Here is a 15,630-nt window from a genome sequence, read left to right on the forward strand (position 1 = left end):
TTTATTCTAATTCTTGATAATTCAACGTTTCTTGCGCAATAACCCGATCATCAAGTTGGACTCTGTACCCACCTTTTCCATTGAATGGAATTTTCAATGTGATTGGGACTCTCGTTGTAGTAGTAATTTCAAAGTCCTCCGCAGGCTCGGTCATACTATGAGTCATGTCTTCAATATAAATAAGGACTCTCTGTTTTTGCCCTGGTATTATAGGATTGTAATCAATGGTGATATCTCTCGTTACATCTTTAGGCGGTTTTTCTTCCTTGCCTTTTGAAATAACAACAGAAACTTTGTCACCCATTTTCATTTCCGTATTAGGCAGAGGTGACTGCGAAATAATGCTGCCCTTAGGAATCAAATCATCATACTTTTCTTCTGAAATTTCAAATTTAAGTCCAACAGAATCTAAATATTCCTGTGCACCCTTTGTGCTGTATTGTGTTAAGTCTCTTAAGACGATTGGTTCTGGCCCCTTACTTACTTCAAATATTAATATAGTTTCATCAGGAATTATTTCTTGACCTGCTTCAGGCTCTTGGCTAAGAATTGTACCAGCCTCACTATCATCAAAAACTTCAGTAGTATTAATATCTTTAAAGTTCAGATCCTCCAATAAAGGAATTACATCATCATAGCTTCTTTCAACATAATCTTCTAGTTCTATCTTTTCCTTACCAGTACTTACAAATATTTTGACAGATGTATTTTCTTTTACCGTACTTTCCGCTTCAGGACTTGTTTTGATGACTCTCCCCTCTTCAATTTCATCATCAGGTATTTCTTCTTCCTCGCCTGCCTTAAGACCTGAAGCTTCCAATTTGGCAATTGCTTCTTCTAGTTCCATCCCGCTGATATCAGGTATGCTTACATCTTTAGGGGATAATAAGTCTGGTAAGACTGTAATAGTGAATATTCCCAGCAATAGTAACAATAAAAAGGTTGAAATTAATATAATAGGCCACTTTTTACGTTTTTTCTTGTCTTGCGCTTTTTTTTCTGTATCTTTCTTGACATTGTCTGAAATTTTATCACTATGAACTAACGTTTCATCAAGATTTTGCAACGGACGGTCATTCGTTATGATGGGAATCGCTTTTGTTGCTTCATCATCAATAGGAATTACAAATTTCGCTTCATTTATTCTCTGTGAATCAAGTGCTGTTCTTAAATCTTCCTCCATTTCATCAACACTGTTATACCGATGAAAGGAATCCTTAGCAGTCGCCTTTAACACGATATTTTCAACACTTTGTGGAACGTTCGGATTCCACCTTCTTACGGAAGGAGTTTCTGATTGCAAATGTTTTAATGCAATTGAGACTGCAGATTCTCCTGAAAAGGGAAGTCTGCCGGTTAATAATTCAAACATGACAATTCCAAGGGAATAAATATCCGATTTCCTATTTGCCATACCTCCACGCGCTTGTTCAGGTGACAAATAGTGTACCGACCCCAATACAGAATTCGTTTGAGTAATACTTGTTGCACTTAGAGCCATAGCAATGCCAAAATCTGTAATTTTCACATTACCAAAGCGGTCAACAAGAATATTTTGCGGCTTGATATCTCTGTGTATAATATGGTTTTGATGGGCATGCGAAATAGCTGATGTCAATTGTTTCATAATTTCAATAGTTTCTTCAACTTGTAACGGTGAATTTTGTTGTATGTATTGTTTAAGTGTTTGACCCTCAACATATTCCATTACAATAAAATAAAGATCATCCTCTTCTCCAACATCATAAATACTTACGATACTAGGATGAGCTAAGCTTGTCGCAGATTGTGCTTCTCTGCGAAATCTGCGAATAAAATCCTCATCATTGGCAAAATCAAGGCGAAGCATTTTCACGGCAACATCACGGTCAAGAATCATGTCGTGGGCTAAATAGACATTTGCCATTCCACCGCCGCCAATCATTTCTAACACCTTATATCGACCGCTTAAGCGTTTTCCAATCAACATTATAAATCACCCTCGCCGGTATCAGAAAACTCAACAATCGCCAGTGAAATGTTATCCTCGCCGCCACGCTCATTAGCGATAGAGATTAATAAATTTGATTTTTTCTCTAAGTCATCCTCGTTCTTTAGTATTTCAGCCAGTTCTGCTTCACTTACTTTGTTTGAAAGTCCGTCAGAGCATAATAAGAGAATGTCCCCTTCTTCAAACGTAATGGTTTTAATATCTATTGAGACATTCAGTTCAGTTCCAAGAGCCCGCATGATAACATTCTTTCTGGGATGATGTTCGGCGTCCTCTTTTGATATTTGCCCAGTGCGAACTAATTCATTCACCAGAGTATGATCTTCCGTCAATTGCTGGAATCCCGATTCATTTAGTATATAACAACGGCTATCACCAACATGCGCTACGGTAGCAAATAGATGCGTAGTAATAACAGCTTCAATCGTAGTACCCATTCCATCACATTCATCATGGCTGTTTGCATGGTCAAATAAAACCCTGTTGACTTGAATAATCTTTGTTTTTAACCAAACTTCCGCTTGTTCTGCAGTTTGAATCCCTTCAGATTCCTCCCACATCTCTTTTAAAGTAGTTAATGTCATTGTGCTTGCCACATCGCCAGCACGGTGACCGCCCATACCATCAGCTACGATGGCAAGGCGCTGCCCGTCTTGGTTTAAAAATATACCAACACTATCTTCGTTATTCTTTCGAATTCTCCCTACATCCGTCTTATACACAGCCTTCAACGCTGTCACCTCGTCTCTTCTTTTCGCTCCTTTGCACGAAGTTGTCCACATGCTGCGTCAATGTCGTGACCCTGCTCCCGGCGAATGGTTACATTAATACCACGATTTTTGAGTGTTTTTTCAAATGCAAAGATTTTATCCTTAGGGGTACGCACATAGTCCCTCTCTGGAACATAATTAACAGGTATTAGATTAACATGGCATTTCAGTCCTTTTAATAAGGAGGCTAATTCTTCTGCATGTTCAACTGAATCATTAACACCGCCAAAAAGTCCGTATTCAAAACTAATTCGACGCCCCGTCTTATCGATATAATACCTTACAGATTTCATTAAGTCATCTAGTTTATATGCCCTGTTGATAGGCATTAACCGAGACCTTAATTCAGTGTTAGGTGCATGAAGTGAAATCGCAAAATTAATTTGCATATTTTCATCAGCAAATTGATAAATTTTCGGTACAATTCCGCTAGTGGAAACTGTTATATGACGTGCACCAATCATTAATCCTTTGTCATGATTAATGATTTTTAGAAACGACATCATGTTATCATAATTGTCGAACGGTTCGCCTATCCCCATGATAACTACTGAGCTGACTCGCTCGTCTGTTTCGTCAAGAGCTTGCTGAACTGTTACAACCTGTGCAACAATTTCACCAGCTTCTAAATGACGCTTAAGCCCTCCAAGTGTGGAAGCACAGAAAGTACATCCAATCCGGCAGCCAACTTGCGTTGTTACACAAACCGAATTGCCATAATCATGTCGCATTAAAACAGTCTCAATAGAGTACCCGTCGTGCAGTTCAAACAGAAATTTAATGGTACCGTCAGAAGACGATTGCTTTATAACCGTTTTTAATGTGGTAATTTGAAAATTCTCTGATAGCTTATCACGTAAACCTTTTGATAAATTATTCATATCTTCAAAAGAAGAAACTCTTTTTTTGTATAGCCAGTCAAAGATTTGCTCTCCACGGAAGGGCTTTTCACCATTATTAGTCAGCCATTCCTTGAGTTCATGAAGCTGCAGGGAATAAATAGAAGTTTTTTTTATGTCCAATGTTGTATTGTTCTCAGTTGTATTTAATTGTTCCAACTGTTACACCTTCTTTCTTAAGCATGCGATAAAGAATCCGTCAGATCCAATATCCTGGGGAAGTATTTGTAAATAACCATCTGTTACCAATGGTTGAATTGCCTCTGGCATTCTTCCTTTTAATGAAGCATCTGTCTCAAATTCAGGATGCTCTTGTAAAAATTTTAAGACTGTACCTTCATTTTCTTCTTTATCTACTGTACACGTACTGTAGACAAGAATTCCACCTTTTTTCACTAAAGGTGAGACCGAGTTTAATAAATTTTGTTGAATCGTACTTAATTGATAAAGATCTTGTTCTTTTTTGGTATATTTCATGTCAGGTTTCCTTCTCATAACACCCAACCCTGAACATGGGGCATCGAGGAGGATTCTATCAAAATATTCCTCTTTAAATTGTTCTCCTGCCTTGCGTGAATCCATTGCAATTGTCCTTATATTGCCCAAACCTAAACGTTTTGCATTTTCATTAATTAATTTTACTTTATGTTCATGTAAATCAAGCGAGATTACTCCGCCGGTTAGTTTCATTGTTTCGGCAATGTGAGTCGTTTTTCCACCAGGAGCAGCACAGGCATCCAATATCAATTCGTTTTCATTGGGTGCTAGTGCATAGGCAGCCAGCATTGAACTTTCGTCCTGTATGGTGATCATGCCTTTTTTAAATGCCCTTGAAAGTGCCAAATTTCCTCTCAAAGCCCTAATAGCTTCCGGAATAACAGGACTTTTTTCAACTAGAAATCCTTCTTCATCAAGATCCTCAATCACTTCACGGACAGTCGTTTTTGTTAGGTTTACCCTCGCTGTTTGCAGTGGCGCCGTTAGGTTGACCTCACACATTTCTTTTGTTCTTTCAAAACCGAATTGCTCAACCCACCTCTTAACCAGCCATTCTGGGTGGCTCGTTTCGATTGATAGTTTTTCAATTCGATCACCGACTTGATCCAATGATGGGAGTCCCTCACGCTGAATACTTCTCAGCACACCATTTACCATTCCTGAAATCCCTTTGTGCCCTCGCTTTTTAGCAATTTCGACTGCTTCATATATGGCTGCTCTATCAGGAATCTTATCAAGGTATACCATTTGATAGAGAGTTATCCTTAAAAGCTGGTGAACCCAATTTTCCAACTTTTTGCTGTTTTTTATAAAGGGTTTTAGATAGTAGTCGAGCGCCATCTTTCTTTGTAATGTTCCATATGTTAACTCTGTCAGCAGACCGATATCAATAGAGGGTATTTTGTTTTTTTCAATGGTACTATTTAACAGTAAGTTACTGTAAGATTGATTTTTTTCAATGTTCTCCAGTAATTCCACCGCTGCTTCACGTACATTTTTCTTTTTATTGGTCATTTTATTCTCCTAGTTTGCTGCCAACTAAGATTTTCGAACCTGCACCTCTGTAAAATTCTTCACATGTCATTTTCGTTTTTCCAGAAGGCTGCAGTTCTTTAATCTTAATAGCTGTTTCATTACCCGTTGATACAGTTAGGCCATCAGGGTCGTTCTTTATGATGGTTCCAGGCTCCCGATTATCTATACCAGTGACCTTCTCTGAACGCCACACTTTTAACGTTTGACCATCAAGGGTTGTAAAAGCAACTGGCCAGGGGTTTAAGCCGCGGATATGATTATAAATCTCTTCGCCCGTTTTGGACCAATCAATTTTTTCCTGCTCGCGCTTAATATTAGAAGCAAATGTTGCTTTCGCATTATCCTGAGGAATAGGCGTTAATTTTCCTTTTAATAAATTGGGCAGAGTTTCTGATAAAAGTTCAGCCCCAGCCTTGCTTAGCTTTGTATGAAGGCTACCCACATTATCTTCCTCAGTAATCTCTACTTCTTCTTGAGTCAAAATATCACCGGCGTCTAGCTTTTCAACCATATACATAATGGTGATCCCTGTTTTCTTTTTTCCTTGGATGAGAGCATAATGAATGGGTGCTCCGCCGCGAAGTTCTGGAAGAAGTGAGGCATGGACGTTAATACAGCCATGTGCTGGAGCATCTAATATTTCTTTCGGTAATATTTGTCCAAAAGCCGCTGTAATGATCAAATCGGGATTTAAAGAAATGATCTTTTCCAATTCCTCTTTTTGGCGAATTTTTTCAGGTTGATACACTGGGATTCCATGCTTCAATGCTTCAACTTTGACAGGCGGCGGTGTTAGTACTTTTTTTCTGCCAACCGGTCGATCCGGCTGGGTAACAACACCTATAACCTCATAACCGTCATTTATTATTCTTTGCAGTACGGGTACTGAAAAGTCTGGGGTACCCATAAAAACGATTCTCGTCATTCACTTTCTACTCCTTTTAACTCATCTTCTTCGAGATATCGGCTTACTTTAGATGTGAATAATACCCCGTCTAAATGATCAATTTCATGTTGTATTGCCCTTGCCAGAAATTCTTCAGCTTCGAGGGTGAATTTTTTTCCTTTTCGATCAAATGCCTCGATTTTCACATAATTGGGTCTGGTTACTTCTCCAAAAAGGTCTGGGAAGCTTAAACAGCCTTCAGGACCCGTTTGCTCTCCGGATGTATTGATTATACGAGGATTAATCATCTCAATCGTACCGTACTCATCATCAATATCAACAATTGCGATTCGTTCATCTATTCCAATTTGTGGCGCCGCAAGTCCAACACCATCGTGTTCAATCATGGTGTCATACATATCATCAAGCAATTTAGCAAGCTTTCTGTCAAACTTTTCTACAGGTCTGCAATTTTTTTCAAGTACCCCAGCTGGGTACATTACAATTTTTCTAATCGCCAAAGGTGTTCCTCCATCTAAAATCGTAGTTGTCCGATTCTTTTATCTTTATTATTAATTACTATACATTTTCACCCAAATTACTCTAACATAACCTTCTATATCAACGATATTTACGTATGTTACATTAAGTCTGTGTTATATTTGGCTGTTGATTTGTGCTCCAGGTGCTTCGCTTTCCGCAGGCGGTTCGGGAAGCCTCCTCGGCGCTAAAGCGCCTGCGGGGTCTCCCCTGTCCCGTCCTCCTGCAGGAGTCTCGCACCTTCCGCACAAATCAACAGGTTCTTATATCAACATTTTTCCTTTAACACAGCTTACATTAAAATAAATGGGTTTACATCGATTGATACAAGTAAGCCGCTTTTTGGGTCGCTTTGATATTGATCGAGTATGGCTTTTAATGTCTTATTAAGCTCCGGTTCACGCTTATATTTTATTAGGCAATGATAACGGTAGCGGTTATTGATTCGCGGGATTGGTGACGCAGCAGGACCTAGAACGACTGCATGATTGGACAGACGTGACCTGACAAAAGCAGCTATTTTTTCAGTTGCCGAAACAACAGTCATTAACTCTTCATGACTTATTGTGATTAAGGACAGATAATAAAAGGGCGGGTAATGATGAGCTTTTCTCATCATCATTTCCCTGTGGTAAAAGCGATCATAATCCTGTGTTCCGGCCATCTCTATACTATAGTGCTCCGGTGTATAAGTTTGGATTATGACTTCTCCGGGCAATTCATGGCGCCCTGCCCGGCCGCTAACTTGTGTTAATAGCTGAAATGTTTTTTCAGAGGAGCGGAAATCCGGTAAATGAAGCATCGTATCTGCTGAGAGTACGCCAACAAGCGTAATATTCGGAAAATCTAATCCTTTAGCAATCATTTGCGTACCTAACAGAATATCAGCTTTTCCTTCATGGAATTCCTTTAACAGCCTTTCATGGGCTCCCTTTTGCCCAGTAGTATCAACATCCATACGAATCACTTTTGCCTCAGGAAGAATTTTTCCCAGTTCTTCTTCAACCTTTTGTGTTCCTGTACCGAAATAACGGATATAATCACTTGCGCACTCAGGGCACTGGTGAGGTACCCAGCTTTCAAAACCGCAATAATGACATTTCATTTGATCCTTAACCTTGTGATAGGTTAAGGAAATATCACAATTCGGGCAATTCATCACATACCCGCAATCCCTGCACATAACAAATGAGGAGTGCCCGCGTTTGTTTAGAAATAATACAGACTGCTCTTTTCTTTCAATTCGCTCTTTTAGTAATTCAAACAATTTCCTCGAAAACATAGATCGATTACCAGCTCTAAGTTCCTCCCGCATATCAACAATTTCTACTGCAGGCAATGCCCTCTTATTCATCCGGTTTGGCAGGGATAATAGTGTGTAAACCCCTTTTTGTGCTCTTGCAAATGACTCAAGTGCTGGAGTTGCACTCCCGAGTACAACTGGACATTGATTATTTCGGGCTCGTTCTATCGCTACATCTCGCGCATGATAACGCGGCATTTCTTCCTGCTTGTAGCTTGTTTCATGTTCCTCATCAATTATAATAATGCCCAGGTTCTCAAAAGGAGCAAAGATGGCTGACCTTGCACCGACTACCACTTTAACCTCTTTACGTTGAATCTTGCGCCATTCATCATATTTTTCACCAGCAGAAAGTCCACTGTGCAATACCGCTACTAAATTCCCAAAACGGCCCTTAAAACGATTAACCATTTGGGGAGTTAAAGCAATTTCTGGTACAAGTACAATCGCTTCTTTGCCTTTCTCAATGACATCTTGAATGGTTTGCAAGTAAATTTCAGTTTTCCCGCTGCCAGTTACCCCATAAAGCAAGAACACCTCATGGCGTTTATTTTCTATACTTCCTAGAATTGGAACCATCGCTCGCTGCTGGTCCTCTGTTAAGAGCAGAGGCTCCGTGCGTGTAAATGTTCGTTTTTCATAAGGATCACGATAAACTTCCATATCTTGTTCAGCAAGAAATCCCTTTTCAACTAGTGCTTTTACTGTTGATGATGAAATATTTAAATGTGATAACAACTGTCTCAATTCCACCGGGTCACTGTGTTCAACAAAATACCTTAAAACCTCTTTTTGTTTTTCAGCCTTTTGAGGAAGACCATTACTAGCTGTTTCCATATCTCCTGAGGAAAGCAAAGGAATGACATATTTTAATTTCTTTTTCTTTAGTTTTTCTTTTACTATATAAAGAACTTCTAACAGTCCTTTAGCAGCTTCTCTTTGGAGAATTGGAACTAAACCATTCTCCAGAGCGTCATCCCATTGTATCGCTTCTTGATTTTTAAATACCTCTTGAAGCTGCGCAGGTAATTGATTTAGTTTTACCCCTGTGGAAAGCTTTACTTTCTTTTCATACTTCGCTTTTAATGCAGCTGGGAGCATTGCCTGATAGGCATAAATCTTAAAGCACAACGTATTAATAGTCAGCCAATTACCGAGATCAAGTAATTCCCGATTAAGAACAGGTTCTAAGTCCATCGGTTCGATAATTTCACGGAGTTTTTTAAATTCTGAATCTGCTTTTATCTCGGTAACAAAGCCTTGAATTTTCCTTGGACCAAAGGGGACTATTACCCGCATCCCGGGCTTGATCGTCTCTAGCCATTCGGTTGGGATTAAGTAATCAAACGCCCTATCCGTTTGTTTTGCAGGTACATCAACAATAACACTAGCAATTTTCATTAGATTCCAAATCCTTTGGTAATACAACGATTTGTTCGATAATCTTATGTGCAACCTTAAGCTTTGACATTAAAGGCAGCTCAATCTTGGTTCCGTCACGCTTAAAGAGCGTCACGATGTTTGTATCCCTGCCAAAACCAGCGCCTTCTGCCTTCACATTATTAGCTACAATCATATCTGCATTTTTGGACTTTAACTTTTTAAGCGCATATTCTTCAATATTTTCCGTTTCCGCTGCGAATCCAATTAGAATCTGGTTTCTTTTTTTTGTTCCTAGCTCAAATAAAATATCTTTCGTTCTTTCAAGTTCAATCACTTTGTCCCCAGGCTGTTTTTTCATTTTATGTTCATAAGAAACTTTAGGAGTGTAATCAGCGACTGCAGCTGTTTTTATAATAATATCCGCGTCATCAAAGTTATTCATCACGGCATGATACATCTCATCTGCACTTTCAATATTAACTATATCTATCCCAGCCGGAGGAGATAAATGGACCGGTCCTGAAACTAATATTACTTTCGCGCCCTCTTTCTTCGCAGCTTCCGCAAGAGCGTATCCCATTTTTCCTGTAGAATGGTTCGTAATAAAACGGACAGGGTCAATCTTTTCCCTTGTTGGACCAGCAGTAATTAGCACGGTTTTCCCTTTTAACTTTAAAGAGCTATTTTTAAGAAAATTCTGTATGATTAATTCAACAATTTTCTCGGGTTCCTCTAAACGTCCCTTACCAACATAGCCACAAGCTAAATAGCCCTCACTCGGTTCAATAAAGCCGTAACCGTAGGAGGCCAATATAGATATGTTCTTTTTCACTGCTGGATGGTCATACATATGTACATTCATCGCCGGGGCAATCCAAACTGGAGCAGTTGCAGCAAGTAAGGTGGTGGTAATCATATTATCAGCTATACCATTTGCCAGCTTACCTATCGTATTGGCTGTTGCAGGAGCTACAAGTATTAAATCGGCCCAATCAGCTAAATCAATGTGTGCAATCACATTGGGATTTTTTTCATCAAAAGTATCGGTATACACATCATTTCGAGATAACGCCTGAAAAGTTAAAGGGGAAACAAACTTTGCAGCAGATTCACTTAGTATTACTCTTACTTTAGCACCAGCTTGGACAAGTTTGCTCGTTAAAGCTGCCGCTTTATACACCGCAATTCCACCTGACACACATAATAAAATCTTTTTATCCAACATCATCGGATCCCCCACTTCTATTCCACAAGTATCTATTTCTTTATTATGCTAGAAACACTTTATTTTTTCATCTTTTTCAACCGTTTTTCGACAAAAAATAAAAAAAGGCTGACATCCTGCCGTCAGACCTTCTCGTTTATTACTTGCCTATATTGCTATCTTTACCGTAAATAGCACCTGTTTCTGATTTCTTTGGAATTCGATATGTCAGCTCACCGCTATAGATTTCCTCTAACGCTTTTCCTACGTGTTTATAGGAAACATATTTAGGTAATCTTTCATCACGTGTTTGCTGCATGGAGCGAGCACGTTTTGCTGCAACCGAAACTAGTGAGTATTTTGAGTCAATTTTATTTAGTAATGAGTCAATCGAAGGATATAACATTTATTCAACCTCCAGTAATTTTTTATATCGGTGTTCCACACGTTCCCGGCGGCAATGTTCAGCGACAACAATTGCTTTTACCCGTTCACATGCCAGTTCTACCTGATCATTCTCTACCACATAATCGTATAATTCCATCATTTCAATTTCTTCACGCGCTGATAACATCCGATTGTTGATCAACTCTTCTGTTTCAGTACCTCTGGTAACAATCCGATTCTTTAACTCGGAAAGACTTGGAGGCATTAAGAATATAAATAAACCTTCTGGAAACTTTTCTCTAACTTGTCGCGCACCCTTTACCTCGATTTCTAAAAATACATCTTTCCCGGCATCTAAGGTTTCACGAACATAATCTACAGGTGTGCCATAATAATTGCCAACGAATTCTGCATACTCTAAAAGTTTACCTTGCTGAATTAACTCTTCAAATTCTTGACGTGACTTAAAAAAATAATCCACCCCATTTACTTCCCCAGGGCGAGGTGCACGGGTTGTTGCGGATATTGAGTATTCAAAAGCCGTGTCCGGATGGGAAAATATTTCCTTTCTAACGGTACCTTTTCCGACACCAGAGGGACCAGAAAATACGATTAGTAATCCTTTTTCCTGCATTTTCTATAATCCTACCCTTCATCTATAATTTCATCACGGTCTGCCAATCTATGGGCAACCGTTTCAGGCTGTACCGCTGATAAAATAACATGATCACTATCCATGACAATTACGGCACGTGTACGTCTTCCATATGTAGCATCAATTAAAGAACCCCTATCACGTGCATCTTGGATAATCCTTTTTATCGGAGCAGATTCAGGGCTTACAATTGAAATTATCCGATTGGCAGATACGATATTTCCAAATCCAATATTAATCAATTTAATCGACATGATTATCATCCAATCATCAATAATATATTTTGGTCGAGTCAACCAATTTCTAAACACATTTATTCAATATTTTGAACCTGTTCCTTCAGTTTCTCAAGCAAACTTTTTATTTCAACTACTTTTTTAGTAATATTTGAATCATTTGCTTTTGATCCAATGGTATTAGCTTCCCTATTCATCTCCTGCACAAGGAAATCAAGTTTTCTTCCAATAGGCTCAATCTCATTTAATGTTTGCTTAAACTGCTGGACGTGGCTATTTAACCTTGTTAATTCCTCGTTAATATCAATTTTATCAGCAAAAATCGCTACTTCGGTTAATACACGACTTTCATCAATTTGGCCTTGTACTAATTCCTCAATTTTTTTCATTAAGCGTTCTTTATAGGCGGAGGCAACTAGTGGGGCGTATTCTCTTAGATCGTCTATATTTGTGTCTAATTGTAATAAAGAAGTGAGCAAATCCTTTTTTAGCTCTTCTCCTTCAGTTACTCGCATTTGCTTACATAGTAAAACTGCTTCTTCTGTTGCTCTTAGTACTAAATTTTCCAATTCTTCGTTGCCAGCATCATTTTCTTCGATATGTAAAAATTCGTTACGTGTCAATAAATCTTGAAGTAAAACATTTCCTTCAATATTGAATTTATCACGTGCTTCTTTAATAAACAGGTAGTATTCTTCGAGCAGCTTCCAATCAACCTGAATTTTCCGAGTAACTGCACCTTCCCCTTCTATCATTATATAGACTTCAGCTCTGCCACGCCTTAGATGCTGATTCAATTTTTTCTTAATCTTATCTTCTACCTTTAACAGCTGCCTCGGCATCCGAACATTTATTTCACTAAAACGATGGTTGACTGTTTTTACTTCCACATTTACCGAAAAAGAGGCGGAGGAAATTTTGCTTCTCCCAAAGCCCGTCATACTTATAACCATCAAGGACACTCCAATCTTCTGAGCGGTTAACCTACTATGTAAAAGTATATTGTTTTTTTTGCGGAAACTAACAAAAGGTAATAGAGTCATCTCTACTACCTTTTGGATTATAACACACTTTATTTTGTTTTTCTTAACAAAAATGTTCCTGCTAGTAAAAAAGTTGGTATAGAAGATAGACCGATAATCAAAAGCCAGTCTTTTGCTAAGATTGGTAAGGTGTGGAATATCGGCTGGAATGGCGGGTAGTAGATAACTGCAATCATTAAAGCAAGAGATGAGACAACCGCCCAAACAAGATATTGGTTTCCAAATGGATTTCTAGATAAAACCGACTTTTCACTTCTACAATCAAATACATGAATGAGCTGTGCTAACACTAGGGTTGCGAATGCAATCGTTTGTGCATATTGCAGGTTTTCAGGATTCTGTTTATAGACAATCATAAAGGCTAAAAGGGTAACGATTCCAATAAGAAAACCCCTTGAGACGACTTTCCAGCCTAATCCTCGAGAAAATACACCTTCATTTGGACTACGCGGTTTACGTTTCATTACATCCTCTTCAGGACGGTCCAATCCTAGTGCCATTGCCGGCAGTCCATCCGTCACCAAATTAACCCAAAGGATTTGAATGGGAACGAGTGGTAATGGAAGTGCCAGGATCATCGCAAACAACATGACCAAAATTTCACCGACATTTGAAGCGAGTAAGTATCGGACAAATTTCCTTATATTTTCATAGATATTTCTGCCTTCTTCGATTGCGGATTTGATTGTTGCAAAATTATCATCCAAAAGTACAAGTGAAGAGGCTTCTTTCGCTACGTCTGTTCCGGTAATTCCCATAGCCACACCAATATCCGCAGCTTTAATGGCTGGTGCGTCATTTACACCATCACCCGTCATTGCCACAATATGACCTCTATTTTGTAAAGCCTTAACAATTTTTAATTTATGCTCTGGCGAAACTCGGGCAAATACAGAAACATCATCAACTACTTCCTCTAGTTCCTCAACAGACATGTTTGATAATGCGTTTCCATCTAGAACCATACTTTTCTTCGTTAAAATCCCCAGCTGTGAGGCAATCGCTTTAGCTGTTATCACATGATCACCTGTAATCATTACTGTTTTAATTCCTGCTTCCTTACACTCTTTCACCGCGTCTTTAACTTCTGGTCTAGGCGGGTCAATCATTCCTTGTACACCAATAAAGGTTAATTTATTTTCTGCTTCCTGTTCGCTAAGGATAACGGTATTCGCTGGTATAGGTTTAAAGGCAATCGCAATTGTCCTAAGAGCTTTTGAGGCAAGGTTATTGATAGCTTCTTGCACTTGGTTTTGAACACTTTGTCCTAGATATTGTGTCTTACCATCCCAAAGGATGGATTCACTCTTACCAATGATTACATCGGGAGCCCCTTTTGTGACAATAAAATTCCTGCCTTGCTTGTCTTTAACATGCATACTCATCATTTTTCTCGCAGAGTCAAACGGGAATTCCTTTATGATTGTAAACTCATCTAATAAATTTGTACGATCCAGTCCCGCTTTCATAGCACTAACAAGCAAGGCACCCTCTGTTGGATCTCCGTCAAGAATATAATCTTCATCTTTGATTTTTAATTCTGAATGATTGCAGATCATTCCAAAGATAAGCATTTGCTGTAAGGCTTTTTCATCTTTTGGGTGTACACGAGTATTGCCGCGGTAAAAATCACCACGAGGCTGATAGCCCACACCGTCGACTGTCCAAGTGTTACCACCGCTCCATAAATGGGTAACAGTCATTTTGTTTTGTGTCATGGTTCCTGTCTTATCAGAACAAATAACCGACGCACAGCCAAGTGTTTCTACTGCCGGCAGCTTTCTGACTATCGCATTTTTCTTAATCATTTTTTGAACTCCGAGAGACAATGCAACTGTTACAATAGCCGGTAATCCCTCAGGAATTGCTGCTACTGCAAGGGAAACACCCGCTAAGAACATGGTATAAAGTTCATGTCCTTGTAAAACTCCAATCGCAACCACAAGAACTGTTAACAATAAAGCAACGGTTATCAAAATTTTACCCAACTGCTCTAAGCGTCGCTGCAGCGGAGTTTCCTGCGTTTGGGCATTTTGGAGTAAATCGGCAATTTGCCCCATCGCTGTTTTCATTCCTGTTCCGATAACGACTCCAACGCCACTGCCCCTAGTGATCATGGTACCCATGAAAGCAATATTTTCCATATCGCCAATCCCAGGGTTGATTGTCTTTAAAGGATCTATATGTTTAGATACCGGCACTGACTCTCCCGTAAGTGCGGACTCTTCGATTTCTAAACTTCTGGATTCAATTATCCTTACATCTGCGCCAATTCTGTCTCCGCTTGAAAATTTAATGATATCTCCTGGAACTATTTCTTTAGAAGGGATTTTCACCCATTGTCCTTCTCGTAACACGGAAACCTGTGGCGCAGATAATTCCTTTAGAGCCTGCAATGATCTCTCAGCTCGTCTTTCTTGAAAAAATCCAAGAAAACCATTAATAATCACAATTGCAATAATCGCAATTGCATCAATATATTCACCAAGTAATCCTGATAAGAGCGTGGCTGCAAGCAGCACTAAGACCATAAAATCTTTAAACTGACTAAAAAACAAGAGCAAAGCAGATTGCTTTTCCCCTTCCTGCAATTCATTAAGCCCATGTTGAGCAACTCGTTTCTTTACTGCTTCTGGTGATAACCCAGAAGAAAAGTCGGTATCTAAGACCTTTTCTACTTGATTTATCTCCATCTCATGGAATTTCATCCGACCATCTCACTTCCCCCTAGTTTTCTTAGACATTACTCTAAAGAAAGCTTATTCAGCCTCGTCCCAAAAAATGCTATGATAATTTAGACG

13 protein-coding genes are annotated in these 15,630 nt (G+C 39.1%); all 13 read right to left on the reverse strand.

The window, feature by feature from the left end; all coding sequences use genetic code 11:
• Nucleotide 1: 1 nt before the first annotated feature.
• A complete protein-coding gene (gene pknB / locus F4694_RS09570) occupies nucleotides 2-1,969 on the reverse strand; it encodes a Stk1 family PASTA domain-containing Ser/Thr kinase (protein ID WP_179597238.1) in 1,968 nt (655 codons plus the stop codon).
• Complete coding sequence (locus F4694_RS09575) at nucleotides 1,969-2,721, reverse strand: Stp1/IreP family PP2C-type Ser/Thr phosphatase (RefSeq protein ID WP_257029206.1); 753 nt, start codon at nucleotides 2,719-2,721, stop codon at nucleotides 1,969-1,971. The genes pknB and F4694_RS09575 overlap by 1 nt, the downstream gene beginning before the upstream one ends.
• Before the next feature lie 5 nt (nucleotides 2,722-2,726).
• Entirely contained in the window at nucleotides 2,727-3,818 is a 1,092-nt protein-coding gene (gene rlmN / locus F4694_RS09580) for a dual-specificity RNA methyltransferase RlmN (RefSeq protein ID WP_179597242.1), read from the reverse strand.
• A 3-nt stretch (nucleotides 3,819-3,821) separates the two neighbouring features.
• Nucleotides 3,822-5,171 carry a 16S rRNA (cytosine(967)-C(5))-methyltransferase RsmB gene (gene rsmB / locus F4694_RS09585; RefSeq protein ID WP_179597244.1) on the reverse strand — a complete coding sequence of 450 codons (1,350 nt, stop codon included), beginning with the start codon at nucleotides 5,169-5,171 and terminating at the stop codon, nucleotides 3,822-3,824.
• A gap of 1 nt (nucleotide 5,172) precedes the next feature.
• Nucleotides 5,173-6,117 (reverse strand): methionyl-tRNA formyltransferase, encoded by a 945-nt coding sequence (gene fmt / locus F4694_RS09590; protein ID WP_179597247.1) that lies wholly within the window; start codon nucleotides 6,115-6,117, stop codon nucleotides 5,173-5,175.
• Entirely contained in the window at nucleotides 6,114-6,599 is a 486-nt protein-coding gene (def, locus tag F4694_RS09595; RefSeq protein ID WP_179597249.1) for a peptide deformylase, read from the reverse strand. The genes fmt and def overlap by 4 nt, the downstream gene beginning before the upstream one ends.
• 311 nt (nucleotides 6,600-6,910) lie before the next feature.
• Nucleotides 6,911-9,322, reverse strand: coding sequence for a primosomal protein N' (gene priA / locus F4694_RS09600; protein WP_179597251.1), 2,412 nt, complete (start codon nucleotides 9,320-9,322; stop codon nucleotides 6,911-6,913).
• A complete protein-coding gene (gene coaBC / locus F4694_RS09605; RefSeq protein ID WP_179597253.1) occupies nucleotides 9,309-10,532 on the reverse strand; it encodes a bifunctional phosphopantothenoylcysteine decarboxylase/phosphopantothenate--cysteine ligase CoaBC in 1,224 nt (407 codons plus the stop codon). The genes priA and coaBC overlap by 14 nt, the downstream gene beginning before the upstream one ends.
• A 136-nt stretch (nucleotides 10,533-10,668) precedes the next feature.
• Complete coding sequence (rpoZ, locus tag F4694_RS09610; RefSeq protein ID WP_179597255.1) at nucleotides 10,669-10,914, reverse strand: DNA-directed RNA polymerase subunit omega; 246 nt, start codon at nucleotides 10,912-10,914, stop codon at nucleotides 10,669-10,671.
• The gene (gene gmk / locus F4694_RS09615; protein ID WP_063251625.1) at nucleotides 10,915-11,529 is read right to left on the reverse strand and encodes a guanylate kinase; all 615 of its coding nucleotides are present in this window, start codon (nucleotides 11,527-11,529) and stop codon (nucleotides 10,915-10,917) included.
• 11 nt (nucleotides 11,530-11,540) lie between these two features.
• Nucleotides 11,541-11,804, reverse strand: a complete 264-nt coding sequence (remA, locus tag F4694_RS09620) for an extracellular matrix/biofilm regulator RemA (protein WP_095247706.1) — start codon at nucleotides 11,802-11,804, stop codon at nucleotides 11,541-11,543.
• Between the two features lie 59 nt (nucleotides 11,805-11,863).
• A complete protein-coding gene (locus tag F4694_RS09625; protein ID WP_179597257.1) occupies nucleotides 11,864-12,739 on the reverse strand; it encodes a YicC/YloC family endoribonuclease in 876 nt (291 codons plus the stop codon).
• Nucleotides 12,740-12,858: 119 nt separating this feature from the next.
• The gene (locus tag F4694_RS09630; RefSeq protein WP_179597259.1) at nucleotides 12,859-15,537 is read right to left on the reverse strand and encodes a calcium-translocating P-type ATPase, SERCA-type; all 2,679 of its coding nucleotides are present in this window, start codon (nucleotides 15,535-15,537) and stop codon (nucleotides 12,859-12,861) included.
• Nucleotides 15,538-15,630 lie beyond the last annotated feature (93 nt).

This window comes from Neobacillus driksii, assembly GCF_013409995.1.
Taxonomy (GTDB): domain Bacteria; phylum Bacillota; class Bacilli; order Bacillales; family Cytobacillaceae; genus Neobacillus; species Neobacillus driksii.

What these genes read in the sequence shown, in the direction of transcription:
- gmk (WP_063251625.1), bottom strand. Translation starts at nt 11,529, where the DNA reads ATGCAGGAAAAAGGATTACTAATCGTATTTTCTGGTCCCTCTGGTGTC.
- rsmB (WP_179597244.1), bottom strand. Translation starts at nt 5,171, where the DNA reads ATGACCAATAAAAAGAAAAATGTACGTGAAGCAGCGGTGGAATTACTG.
- F4694_RS09625 (WP_179597257.1), bottom strand. Translation starts at nt 12,739, where the DNA reads ATGGTTATAAGTATGACGGGCTTTGGGAGAAGCAAAATTTCCTCCGCC.
- priA (WP_179597251.1), bottom strand. Translation starts at nt 9,322, where the DNA reads ATGAAAATTGCTAGTGTTATTGTTGATGTACCTGCAAAACAAACGGAT.
- coaBC (WP_179597253.1), bottom strand. Translation starts at nt 10,532, where the DNA reads ATGATGTTGGATAAAAAGATTTTATTATGTGTGTCAGGTGGAATTGCG.
- rpoZ (WP_179597255.1), bottom strand. Translation starts at nt 10,914, where the DNA reads ATGTTATATCCTTCGATTGACTCATTACTAAATAAAATTGACTCAAAA.
- F4694_RS09630 (WP_179597259.1), bottom strand. Translation starts at nt 15,537, where the DNA reads ATGAAATTCCATGAGATGGAGATAAATCAAGTAGAAAAGGTCTTAGAT.
- fmt (WP_179597247.1), bottom strand. Translation starts at nt 6,117, where the DNA reads ATGACGAGAATCGTTTTTATGGGTACCCCAGACTTTTCAGTACCCGTA.
- pknB (WP_179597238.1), bottom strand. Translation starts at nt 1,969, where the DNA reads ATGTTGATTGGAAAACGCTTAAGCGGTCGATATAAGGTGTTAGAAATG.
- remA (WP_095247706.1), bottom strand. Translation starts at nt 11,804, where the DNA reads ATGTCGATTAAATTGATTAATATTGGATTTGGAAATATCGTATCTGCC.